Origin of the sequence: uncultured Clostridium sp., from assembly GCF_937920395.1 — a bacterium.
GTDB lineage: Bacteria > Bacillota > Clostridia > Clostridiales > Clostridiaceae > Clostridium_AD.
The window spans coordinates 1-13255 of record NZ_CALEVF010000054.1; the positions used below are offsets into that span (position 1 = coordinate 1).

Sequence of the window (13255 nt, forward strand, 5' to 3'; positions counted from 1 at the left end):
ACATGCTAATGTGGAGCTGTTTTTTAGGGGAACGGTATGTGTTCCATCGCTTACATAACTATATAAAGAAAATTGCAAAGAAGGATTTTATTAAAAGATACAGCTCCACGAATTAATGTGGAGCTGTATCTTTAGGTAACGGTATGTGTTCCATCGCTTACAAAAAATAGATTAGTATTATATAAATACTAATCTATCTTTTTTATTCTAATCTTTATCATCGAAACAATATCTTTCATATCACCATTAAAGAATATGCATTCTGAAATTATCATACCAATGATAAATATAAACATCTTAAGTATTGATGGAGTAGGAATTATCCTAATAATTTCATAGCAAAATAAATATACTATAAAATGTAGTATCTCATTTTTGTGTATTTTAAGTCCAGTAAAATCTTTTGAAGAATACACATACCATACAAATAAGGTAATATCGGTACAATATGCAATTAAAACAGCTTGTTTTAATACATATGATACAAATACATTTAACACAAATGCTAATGCTACCATTTTACAAGCAACAATTAGATACTCTTTGCCTCTCAGACCCACTTTGTAAAGATTTGCATATAGAACATTTGTTAAAGTAATAAATGGTATACCAATTATTAATATTCCTAATACTTCGAGAGATGGTATATATCCCGGTAGGAAGTTTTTCACGATGAATTCGAGCATAAAATAACCAGCAGGTGCAAAACTGCATATTAATATGATATATTTTTTAACCTTTGAGACAACCCTATCGTCCCCCTTATTTCTTGCGAGATAAGGATAAAATAAAACTGTGACCGAATTTATTAATACTAAAAACAAACTTAACATTGATACCGCAAAAGAATAATATGCGAAATCATTAACAGTAAACTTTATTTTAACAAACCATCTATCCAATGTAACAAATAAAAGACTTACTGCGTTTGCTATCATTATAGTAAACCCCATACTTGTTATAGATTTTATTTCTGAGCGTTCTATTTTTTCTGTCTTCTTCGTTGAAGAAATAATTAATGCTCCACTAACTATTGCTATAAGTAAATTACCAATAACTTGAATCTTCATATATAAAACCGGTGATCTTAAAAGTAATATAACAACAAGAATAGATGCTAAGTTTACTATATTCTGTGCTATTCTTACTACTACATATTTGTTGAATTCACCTGTAGCTCTATATAATAGCGAAATAAATAACACAATCTGCCATGGCATTATATAATATACAAAGTAAGTAAACGCTACATCTTTAACAAAAAATGATACAATAAATAATATGACTACTACAATGGTTACTATTTTTAGCATAACATAGAAATAGCCTTTTATTTTCTCTTTTTTTATGTCATCTATATCTTTACCACCAAGTATTAAATACATCCCATCTGAGAATCCAAAATGCATCATGCCTGCATATGAGATATACAAAGTAAATGTTTTTAGATAAGCATAAGATTGTATATCAAAGACCTTTGGTATAACAAGTCCGCTAAGTATACCAATCAATATGCCAAAACATTCTACAAGTATTACTCTTAATGATTTTTTTATATTCATATAATTTCCTCTAATTTCATTTAATTTAATATAAACTTAACACTAAAATTTGAAATTCATAATATGTTTTCCAAGTGATCTACTTTTAGCTTCTGTTTCAAATACCCTATAATAATCTTTAATATTATAAATAGGTACTACATCTAAAATAAGTTTTGATATATCTGATCTAAAATGTGGTCGCCTAAGTAATTCTGATGCAAATTTAAAATCTTCTACGTTACTTCTTGTAACTCCATAAAGTGCTAGGCCTTTTTCTAAAATTTTTCGTGTGTTTATTTTTACAGGATTCTCAGAAACACCTGCAAGAATTAATTTAGAACCTGGAAGTATGCTGCTTATAATCTCGTCAATTCCATCTTCAGCGGCCAATCCGCCTATACATTCAAATGCAACATTAATTTTGCTCCTTTTAATAGTTGGATCATTCGAAAGATAAGTTTGTACACCCTCATATTTATCTAATTTCTCTTTACTATGTCCTATAATTATAATAGGGCCATTATGTACCTGTTTAAGTACGCTGTATAATATATATCCAAGGATGCCATCGCCCCATATGCCTATAACATCGTTGTCCTTTAATATTGTTCTGCGAATTTGTGCATTTGCTACAGATATAAGCTCTGAAAAAACAGCAATATTCGTATCAATAGTATTTTCTATCTTTACAAGATTACGAGCTGGATACGATATATAATCCTTTGAAAATCCATTATAACTACTAGAGGCAAATAACGCTTTAGGAGAGTAATTTTCACCAAGCCTTGGATTTTTAGATAAGGCTACATCAAATTCATCTTGTTTATCTTTATCTATCATTAAATTAGGGACTAATGCAACCTTATCTCCCTTTTTAAATGAATCAGTTGGGTCCTTAACAATGGTTCCTATAGCCTCATGTATAAGATTTATAGGATATTTTAAGTTTAAGGTTCTCTCGTCACGACTTCCAAGGTAATATCTTAAATCAGCCTTACAAACAGCTGTTGTTTCTATTTTAACCACAGCTTCTCCAGTTGTCACTTCTAAATCTTCTACATAAATTTCAAACCTCTTTGATTGGACTATTTTGAATCCACGCGTTAACATTATATTCTCTCCAATTTGCTCATTTTAATTATTGATTTTAGAAGGAGTAGATCTTCCATTGTAGTAATCTTGAAATTTAGTTTATCTCCATCTACTAAATGGACTTTTTTACCAGAATTTAATACTAATCTACAGTCATCTGTTGAATCCTGAAGATCCGATGTTGCTGCAATTTTATGAGCGTCATATATAGTTGAATATACAAAGCTTTGAGGAGTTTGGCCTATATATAACTCTTTTCTTACAGGAATTGAGTCTATAGTATTATCGTCCAAACTTTTAATTATGGTATCAGATGCTTTAATAACTGTATCAACAGCACCATATTTCTTGGCACCTTCAATATTATTAACTATGATCCTATGAGATATTAGTGGTCTTGCAGAATCGTGAATAACAACAATATCGTCAGGATTAACATCTTCCTCTATGGCTTTTAGACCATTTAAAACGGATTCCTGTCTTGTTTCTCCACCATCTACTATCCACTTTACTTTATTGAGCTCGAATTTTCTTGTCCATATCTTTATATCCTCATGCCATTCTTTAAGACAAACAATTGCAATTGCATCTATTTGCTCATGTATATCAAATGCTTCGATTGTGTGTACAACTATTGGTTTACCATATATATCGATAAACTGTTTTGGTTGATCAACGATTCCCATTCTAGTACCTTTTCCACCAGCAAGTATTATAGCAATATTCATTAATTTCTGCCTCCTTATTTTTTATCAGCAAGATTTAATATTAAATTCCACACTCTTTTGCAACTGTCTCCATCTAAATAAGTATAAAAATTCTTTTGAGCAGTTTTTCTAATATTTTTATATTTGTCATCATCGCCTGAAACATCTTTTACATAACTTATTAAGTCATCAATGCCATTTAGCTTAGGTCCAGGTGTATCTATATCTTTCTTAAAATCTATAGCAAGACCTCGCTCTTTACCATACTGAACTACATCGTATGGAAGAAAACAAATTGGTCTATCAAGTACTAAATAATCCACATAAATTGAGCTGTAATCTGTAAGTACCATGTCTGATACTGCAAGTACACTTTGAGTAGACATTTCTTCATTAAAATCTATTGTTACAATGTTCTTCATATTAGCAAATATTTTATCATCAAGTAACCTCTCTAAGTAATGAGGGCGATAAATCATTTTCCAGTTATTATCTCCCATAAACTTGTCGAACTTTATCCAGTCCTTTTTAGTAATCGGGAACTTTTTATCAATTTCAAAACCTCGCCAAGTTGGACAAAATAATAAAATTTTTTTACCTTTAGTATCATATTTGGAGTCAAATTTATTTCTACATGCACTAATATATTTTTTATCAAACAACATATCATTTCTTGGTAATCCGAGAGGCATATAATTTGGGAGATCATATTTATCCAGATCTTTCGACCTTAAAAAATAGGTGCTACCTCGTTCTGATAGTGTTACAACATTTTTTATTCTAGTTCTAATTCCTTTATAAAGATCCATCATTTTTTTAATGCCAAGTTCACTGTTACCTGGAGACTTTTTAGTTCCATAACCATGACTCATATAAACTCCATTTTGAGCTTTCCAGAAAACGCTAGTTGTATAATCTGAAACAACAACAGAATAATTTTTAACCATCTGACTTGCTCTTATAATATAATGTAAAATTTTACTACATTTATAAAAGCTGCTATATTCTATTATAATATCTGGTCTATTTTGTTGTATGTTTTTTATATAATAATTTTGTAAGGCTTTTATATTATCTTCAGTTTGAGATGTTAGTAATATTCTTTTTTTCAAAGTTAGTATCTCCTTAATTAGAACCTTCATAGCTACCAAGGTGCTACAATTTAAATATCTTTAATTTCACCATGATTATACTAGTAATCTAACAGTGATGCCTTGTAATCGCGTTTATATAAATGGTGATCTATTTTAGTTGCATTTTTCTGTAAATCTTATGTATTTATACATAAAAGACGAAGCTTCGTTTATGAATTAACACCTATATGTACAATTTAGTATACCATAATATATTTAAAAAGTTTAATTAATTTGTCCTAATAACAAAAAAATGTATAGTAACACCATTAAGTATAAATTTTCTTTTAAAAACATCATAAAACTCTTAAAGCCTAAACCCTAAGAGTTTCATTACAGTATTTATTTTTTATACATATTATTGTAGTAAATTTGCACCTATAAATCCGGCTCCACCAGTTATTAAATAAGTTTTCATGATTTATTATGCCCATTTATATTAAAATGTTGTTTCTAAATCTTTGAATCCCTTTTGCACTTTGTCCTTTTCTGATAATAGAATTTCTTCTATACCGACCAGTGGCCAATCAATAGCTATATCTTTATCATTCCATAGTAATCCGCTATCGTACTCTGGTGCATAATAATCTGTACATTTATAATTAAAAACAGCCACATCTGACATAACTAAAAATCCATGAGCAAATCCTTCTGGAATATAAAATTGCTTCTTATTTTCATCAGTTAAGATTACGCCTTCCCATTTACCAAATGTGGATGAATTTTTTCTTAAATCTACAGCTACATCAAAAACTTTACCCTGAGTAACACGAACTAATTTACCTTGAGTATGTTTAGTTTGAAAATGAAGTCCTCGGAGTACACCTTTTTTTGACTTTGATTCATTGTCTTGAACAAATTCCATTTTAAGTCCAGCTTCAAAGAAATCATTTTTGTTGTAAGTCTCCATAAAGTATCCTCTATTGTCACCGAAAACTTTTGGCTCTATTATGTATATGCCTTCTATCTTAGTTTCTATAAAATTAAACACTTATAATTCCTCCTTATTATTATTCTAATTCTAGGTCTGCTTCTAAATCAGCTTTATCATCATTATCAGCAATCTGCATTAAATACTTACCATATTCTGATTTCATTAAAGGTTTTGCTAATTTCAAAAGTTGCTTTCTATTTATAAAACCATTCCTATAAGCTATTTCTTCTATGCAAGCTACGTATAGTCCTTGTCTAGTTTGTATAGCCTCTACAAAGTTCGCTGCATCGAGTAATCCTCTATGTGTTCCTGTATCAAGCCAAGCCATACCTCGTCCAAAAAGTTCAACTTTCAAATTGCCACGCCTTAAATATTCATTGTTTACTGCTGTTATTTCTATTTCACCTCTAGAAGATGGTTTGATTTTTTTAGCAATTTCAATTACATTGTTATCGTAGAAATATAATCCAGGAACCGCATAGTTTGATTTTGGTTTTTCTGGTTTTTCTTCTATAGATAAAACATTATTATTATCATCAAATTCAACCACACCGAATGAAGTTGGATTGCTTACATGATATCCAAAAATAGTTGAGCCTTCTTCTCTATCAACTGCTCTCTTTAGTCTTTCAGTAAATCCATAGCCGTAGAAAATATTATCGCCTAAAACTAATGCTACTTTATCATTTCCTATAAACTCTTCTCCTATAATAAAAGCTTCTGCAAGTCCTCTTGGTTCTTCCTGGACTGCATACACCAAGTTAATTCCTATATCACTTCCATCACCTAATAACTCTTTAAAAGTAACTATATCTCTTGGAGTTGAAATAATTAATATGTCTTTTATATTTGCAAGCATTAATACTGATAATGGATAATATATCATTGGTTTATCATATATTGGGAGTATTTGTTTTGATACTGCTTTTGTTACTGGATATAGTCTTGTGCCGGAACCTCCAGCTAAAATAATACCTTTCATATTTTGCCTCCTAAAATTTTTATAATAACCATAGTTTCTATTAGATTTTTATCTTATCCATTGTTTTTCCTTGAAATTATACGTTTTAATAACTCTAGCTGGCGAACCAACAGCTATGCTGTTACTAGAAACATCTTTATTAACCACCGAATTTGCTCCAATAATACAACCATCACCAATCTTAACTCCTAATAATATGCAAGTATTGTAGCAATATTCATTAATTTCTGCATACTTACTTTTTATCAGCAAGATTTAATATTAAATTCCACACTCTTTTACAGCTATCCCCATCCAAGTAACGATAAAAGTTCTTTTGAGCATCTTTTCTGATTTTTATAAATTTATCATTACCCAAAGAGACATCTTTTACATAATCTATTAAATCATCAATGATCTTTAACTTAGGACCAGGAGTATCTATTTCTTTTTTAAAATCTATAGCAAGCCCTCGCTCTTTATCATACTGAACTGCGTCATATGGAAGGAAACAAATTGGTCTATTTAATACTAAATAATCCACATAAATTGAACTATAATCTGTAAGTACCATGTCACTAACTGCGAGTATACTTTGAGTAGACATTTCTTCATTAAAATCTATTGTTACAATGTTCTTCATATTAGCAAATATTTTATCATCTAGTAACCGCTCCATGTAATGAGGACGATAAATCATTTCCCAGTCGTTTTCTCCCATAAAATTGTCAAACTTGATCCAATCTTTTTCAGTAATTGGGAATTCTTTATCAATTTTATACCCTCTCCAAGTTGGACAAAATAATAGAATCTTTTTACCTAATGTATTATATTTCAAATTGAATTTATTTCTACATGCACTAATATATTCTTTATCAAACAACATATCATTCCTTGGTAAGCCTAGTGGCATATAATTTGGAAGAGCACATTTATCAAGTTCATCTGATCTTAAAAAATAAGTACTATCTCTTTCTGATAGTGTTACAACATTTTTTATTTTAGTTCTAATACCCTTATAGATATCCATAGTTTTTTTAATGTTAAGTTCATTATTCCCTGGAGTACTTTTAGTTCCATATCCGTGGCTCATAAAAACACCATTTTTAGCTTTCCAGAATACACTTGTTGTATAATCTGAAACAACTACAGAATAATTTTTTATCATTTGACTTCCTCTTATAATAGTGTGCACAAATTTATTATATTTATAAAAACTACTGTACTCTACTATTATGTCAGTTCTGTCGTTTTTTAAGTTTTTTTCATAATAATTATATAAAGCTTTTATGTTATCTTCAGTTTGAGATGTTAATAAAATTCTCTTCTTCAAAGTTATCCTCCCCTTAATTAACAGCTATGATCAATAATAGCATCATAGCTGCGTTAAAGCTTTTCTAATCTCTAATTTCTCCATTCTTATAGTAGTGATTTGCCACTGATGCAAAACCAAGGCAGAACCAAATAATATATGCAGCTTGGAAATTTAGAAGTATAAATGACTGTAGTAAACTTACAATTACTGTTGATACTATAGGAAGTATACAACATATACGAAAATGTTTTGGAATGTTATCAAACTTCTTCATTATATAATAACAAGCTGAAATTATTCCTGTTAAATATAGTAACAATCCTACAATTCCCCATCCCATCCAAGTTTCAAGTATAAAGTTATGAGCTGGACGTGGTGATGGTTTAAGTACTATTATTTTATTTCCTGTATCTGCTTGAATCACAGGCACTGCTTCCTTATAAGCTACAGCAAATGTACCGGCTCCAAGAATTGGATCTTTCTTTATTGCAGTCCATGCCTTAGCCCAGAATATACCACGGATTTTATCACTAGCTTCTGCAGTTGCTTGACCATCTTCGTCATCAGTGCTTTCAGCTGGTGGTTGTTTAAGTCCTGGAATTCTACTTACTATTGGAGAAAATGATCTGTATACATTACTTTTGGATTTCATAAAGTTTACAGCTGCCGCAAGTACAGTAACCAAAACACATGCTAACATAAATAGCAAAATTCGCTTCCATGAACACCATTTAAGTCCAAACACTAGAAAGAAAGCTGCTACAAATACGGCACCCATGATTACCCATCCCATTCTTCCTCCAGAAAGAAATGCGAAAATCATACTTATTCCCATATTTGCATATGCTACTTTTCCAATCCATGAAGGTAATTTCTTTTCAGAACATTCTCTTATCACCCATACAGCAAATGTTATAAACATAATACAAACATACATATATATATTAATATTATCTAAGAATTTCAATTTTCGTATATCTGAGTATCTGAAACAATCAAATAACTCTGTTAGGTTTAATAGGGAATAAATCACTATTACTCCACACAATAATGAATGTACTTTAGGCTTATATTCGTCCATCAAGAAAAATACAGATGAACCAAGTATTAATGATCTTATAGGCCATGTTATTGATGCAAAAGGTAAATGTAGCAAAAATCTTGCTGCAAAAAGTATTACAAAATAAATACCAAAACCAAACAATGCCCAAAAAACCCTTTTCGAAAATTCAGGAAAAATATATTCATGTTTAACTAACCCACGATAAATAAACATATATATAAATACTCCTATGGCAATTATCTCTGATAATGCAATAGTTACAGCGTTATTATGCACTGGGATTAGTATCACAGTACTTATTATTAATAAACAAACAAGTTCGACAACCCAATTCCTTTTGTGAAATGCTAAATTAAACTTCATCTTATGTTCTCCTTTGTTGCTTTATGATTATATTCTCTATTCTACCTACGAATTCTTTTCTATTATAATTTGCTAAACATTCATAATAATTTTTCTTAGCGAATTTAGTATACCCTAGACTACATTTCTTTATAGCTTCACATATTGAATTAGGGTCTTCTTTAATGCATTTGACTCCATTTACACCATCTTTAAATATATCTATTATCCCACCTTGATAAGTAGTAATTATAGCTAGTCCATTTCCCATCGCTTCTAAAATAGAAATGGGTTGACCTTCATTTGGATAATATGTTGGCAAGCAAAAAACATTATTAGATTTAAGTAGAGCCGACTTCTTATAACCTTTAACAACTCCATGATAAGTTACATTATCTCCAAGCTCTTTAATCATTGAATTAACTGGTTCAACTATTTCTTCCTCGATGCCACCTGCTAAATCCAAGTGAAATTTGTAATTTTCTTTTTTAAGTATTAAACAAGCTTTTAATAAATCTAATATACCTTTGCTAAGCATTAAATTACTTAGATATAATATTTTCAATTCTTCTATTTCCTTATTATCATCTAATCTTTTATTAAATTGTTTCTCATTTAACATGTATTCATCCTGAACGCCATTTTCGCAAACAAAAACTTTGTCCTTATCAATGACCCCATCAAACATTTTAGTTAATGAATTTCCAAGAACTATAATTCCTGTACTCTTATTAAAATAAGACTTCAAGGTTTCTTGTTTTTTTGCATCAACTGAGTCATACATAATACGAACAAATCCTCCGTGGAAATGGAGGAAACATTTAATTTTCTTGAATTTAGCAACATTTATAAATGGAGTGTACTTTAGAAACCCCAAATAACTTTGTGCTGGTGTAACATAGACTATATCAAATTTTTCAAATAGTATTTTATAACAGCCAATAGCTATTGGCCTAAGACTATTTAAAATCTTCTTCACACTGAAATTACCTTGAGCTGCAAGACTTGTAAAAGTTCTTTCAGCATTACTATCTATAAATTCAACTTCATGACCATTTTCTTTTAAACCACTTAAAAGCATTTGGTTAGATACAGACATACCTGTTATAGGGTCTGGAAATGGACCTATCATTAAAATTTTTAGTTTCTTTCCCTGATTGTTCATTACTTCCTCCATATAAAATTGTTTATAACACTTGTATACCCTTGAATAATATTAACAACTTTTATGGCAACGTTAATATCTGTATAATCATGTGCCTTAACAGTTTTTTCTCCTAATGATTTTTGCGTAGTTATTATTTCAATAGCTTGAGTTATACTGTCAGTTGTAATTCCACCAAGTATTATTGAACCTTTATCTATTGCTTCTGGTCTTTCAGTACTTGTTCTTATTGAAACTCCTGCAAATTCCATGATGTTTGATTCTTCTGCAAGTGATCCACTATCTGATAATACACAGAAAGAATCCTTTTGAAGTTTATTATAATCGTAAAAACCAAATGGTTTTAGTTGTCTTATATTCTTATGAAATTTTATTCCTTTTTCTTCTATCTTCTTCCAGCTTCTTGGATGTGTTGAATAAATAACTGGCATATCATAAGTCGCAGCTATTTTATTTAGAGCATCAGTTATGCTTTTAAAGTTTTCATCATTATCTATATTTTCTTCACGATGAGCACTTACTAAAATGTACTTGTTTTTCTCAAGTCCTAATTTTGTTAAAACATCACTCTCATCAATCTTATCCATATATCTGTGGAAAACTTCTGGTAGTGGTGAGCCAGTAACAAAAGTATATTCTTTTCTCATTCCTTCTGATAACAAATATCTTCTTGCATGTTCTGTATATGCCATATTGACATCACTTGTAACATCGACTATCTTCCTGTTTATTTCCTCAGGTACATTTTGATCAAAACATCTATTTCCTGCTTCCATATGAAATACTGGTATTTTCAATCTTTTAGCTGATATGACACTTAGGCAACTATTTGTATCTCCAAGTATAACAAGTGCATCTGGTTTTTCTTGAACTAATATTTTATAACTCTCAGCTATTATGTTTCCCATAGTTTCACCAAGGTTATCTCCTACAACTCCTAAAAAATGATCTGGTGCTCTAAGTTCTAGCTCTTTAAAAAACACATCATTAAGTGTGTAATCCCAATTTTGTCCTGTATGTACAAGAATATTATCAAAATACCTATCGCAAGCTTTTATAACTTCAGATAGTCTTATTATCTCAGGTCTTGTTCCAAGTATTGTCATTACCTTAAGCTTTTTCATAAAGTCTATACCTCCAAATAAAATGTGTCTGGTTTTTCTGGATCAAAACATTCATTAACCCACATTATTGTAACTAAATCATTTTTACCAACGTTTACTATTGAGTGAGTGTATCCTGTAGGAATATCTACTACTTCCATCTTTTCTCCACTTACTTTATACTCAATTATTTTATCTTCTCCTAATTTCCTAAATCTAATAAGTCCTTCACCGCTAACTACTACAAATTTTTCATTTTTAGTATGGTGCCAATGATTTCCTTTTGTTATACCTGGTTTAGAAACATTTACTGAAACTTGACCACTTGCAACTGTTCTAATAAATTCAGTAAAAGATCCTCTATTGTCCTTATTCATCTTTAAATCATATGAAAACGAATCTTCTGGTAAAAAGCTTAAATAAGTACTATATAGTTTTTTAGTAAGATCATCTTGCATATTTGGGATACTTAAATCCGCTCTACTTTTCTTAAAGCTTTGTATCCTTGCTGCAAGATCTCCTAATTTAATATTATGTACAACTGGTACAAAGCAATAATTACCTTTTTTAGACTCATAGCCATTCATTGCACGAGTAAGTTCATCTAATACATCATCTATGTAACATAATTCAAGCTCGGCATCAGGATTTGATATTTGTATATCTAAGCCGTTTGCTATATTATAACAAAATGTAGCTACTACAGTATTATAATTAGGTTTACTCCATTTACCAAAAAGGTTAGAGAATCTATAAACTAATACCTTAGCTCCTGTTTCTTTACTATAAGAAAATAATAAATCTTCCCCAGCCCTTTTACTAATACCATAAGGATTGTTTTTTTCGGCTTGTATGGATGATGTTATTAGAACAGGTGCCTTGTTGTTATTCTTTTTAAGAAGCTCAAGTAACTCTGAAGTAAATCCAAAATTACCTTTCATAAATTCACTCTCATCTTTTGGACGATTAACGCCTGCAAGATGAAAAACAAACTGACATTCTTTAGTATACTTTTCTAGTAATGCCTTATCAGTTTGCACATCATATTGAAAAATATCTGTATAACCTTTGTTTTCAAGTTGTGCTATAAGGTTTTTTCCTACAAATCCTTTTGCTCCTGTAACAAGTATCTTCATATTTTTCCTCACAATCTAATTTAATTATTTTGTTTATCTAATTACTTTACCTAATTACTTTATTTGCATTATAATATTTAACGAAGTTAGTATTACAAGTGTTATACTAACTTCGTTAAATATTCATATTAATTTTTCATTTATATTTTATACTAATTTATCCTTAATACTATTTCATATTATTTAGATAAAGTTTTTAATTCTTCTTGTACATACTCAAGTTGAAGTAATTTTTCTTTTATTTGTTCTACATTAAGGACGTGAGTATTTTTAGAATTATATTCTTCTTCTTTAGATAATTTTGGATCGCCTTCACTGAAATATTTATCGTAGTTTAGATCTCTCTTATCAGCTGGAACTCTAAAGAATCCTCCCATATCATTTGCTACTACAAATTCCTCTTTAGTAAGAAGCGTTTCATATACCTTTTCCCCATGACGAGTACCTATTATTTTAACTTCTTGCTTAGAACCGAACAATTCGCTTACTGCTTGTGCTAAATCACGTATTGTTGATGAATCAGATTTTTGTACCATTATATCTCCTGCTTGACCATTTTTGAATGCAAATATTACAAGTTCTACTGCTTCATCAAGACTCATAAGGAATCTAGTCATATTAGGATCTGTTACAGTTAAGCTTTCTCCATTTTTTATTTGTTCTATGAATAATGGAATTACTGAACCACGTGATGCCATAACATTTCCGTATCTAGTACCACATATTAATGTAGATCGGAAGAGCACACGTCTGAACTCCA

General features: G+C 30.0%; 12 protein-coding genes. All 12 read right to left on the bottom strand.

The features are described 5' to 3' along the window. Window positions 1–188 precede the first annotated feature (188 nt). Entirely contained in the window at window positions 189–1562 is a 1374-nt protein-coding gene (locus tag Q0649_RS06410) for an oligosaccharide flippase family protein (protein WP_298838998.1), read from the bottom strand. 42 nt (window positions 1563–1604) lie between these two features. After that, complete coding sequence (locus tag Q0649_RS06415) at window positions 1605–2654, bottom strand: alcohol dehydrogenase catalytic domain-containing protein (RefSeq protein WP_298839001.1); 1050 nt, start codon at window positions 2652–2654, stop codon at window positions 1605–1607. Continuing rightward, window positions 2654–3364 carry a 2-C-methyl-D-erythritol 4-phosphate cytidylyltransferase gene (gene ispD, locus Q0649_RS06420; protein WP_298839004.1) on the bottom strand — a complete coding sequence of 237 codons (711 nt, stop codon included), beginning with the start codon at window positions 3362–3364 and terminating at the stop codon, window positions 2654–2656. Before ispD ends, Q0649_RS06415 begins: the two co-directional genes overlap by 1 nt. A gap of 14 nt (window positions 3365–3378) precedes the next feature. After that, window positions 3379–4455, bottom strand: coding sequence for a CDP-glycerol glycerophosphotransferase family protein (locus Q0649_RS06425; RefSeq protein WP_298839006.1), 1077 nt, complete (start codon window positions 4453–4455; stop codon window positions 3379–3381). 460 nt (window positions 4456–4915) lie between these two features. Then, entirely contained in the window at window positions 4916–5467 is a 552-nt protein-coding gene (gene rfbC / locus Q0649_RS06430; protein WP_298839008.1) for a dTDP-4-dehydrorhamnose 3,5-epimerase, read from the bottom strand. A 19-nt stretch (window positions 5468–5486) separates the two neighbouring features. After that, the gene (rfbA, locus tag Q0649_RS06435; protein WP_298839011.1) at window positions 5487–6392 is read right to left on the bottom strand and encodes a glucose-1-phosphate thymidylyltransferase RfbA; all 906 of its coding nucleotides are present in this window, start codon (window positions 6390–6392) and stop codon (window positions 5487–5489) included. Window positions 6393–6440: 48 nt separating this feature from the next. Beyond that, window positions 6441–6644 (bottom strand): hypothetical protein, encoded by a 204-nt coding sequence (locus Q0649_RS06440; RefSeq protein WP_367179357.1) that lies wholly within the window; start codon window positions 6642–6644, stop codon window positions 6441–6443. After that, window positions 6628–7704, bottom strand: a complete 1077-nt coding sequence (locus Q0649_RS06445; protein WP_298839013.1) for a CDP-glycerol glycerophosphotransferase family protein — start codon at window positions 7702–7704, stop codon at window positions 6628–6630. The genes Q0649_RS06440 and Q0649_RS06445 overlap by 17 nt, the downstream gene beginning before the upstream one ends. A 64-nt stretch (window positions 7705–7768) precedes the next feature. Next, a complete protein-coding gene (locus Q0649_RS06450; protein ID WP_298839015.1) occupies window positions 7769–9112 on the bottom strand; it encodes an O-antigen ligase in 1344 nt (447 codons plus the stop codon). Between the two features lies 1 nt (window position 9113). Next, a complete protein-coding gene (locus Q0649_RS06455) occupies window positions 9114–10256 on the bottom strand; it encodes a glycosyltransferase family 4 protein (protein ID WP_298839018.1) in 1143 nt (380 codons plus the stop codon). Beyond that, window positions 10256–11380, bottom strand: coding sequence for a non-hydrolyzing UDP-N-acetylglucosamine 2-epimerase (wecB, locus tag Q0649_RS06460; RefSeq protein ID WP_298839021.1), 1125 nt, complete (start codon window positions 11378–11380; stop codon window positions 10256–10258). Before wecB ends, Q0649_RS06455 begins: the two co-directional genes overlap by 1 nt. 5 nt (window positions 11381–11385) lie before the next feature. Then, window positions 11386–12495: a capsular polysaccharide biosynthesis protein CapF gene (locus Q0649_RS06465; protein WP_298839024.1), complete on the bottom strand. Its 1110-nt coding sequence runs from the start codon at window positions 12493–12495 to the stop codon at window positions 11386–11388. Between the last annotated feature and the right edge of the window lie 760 nt (window positions 12496–13255).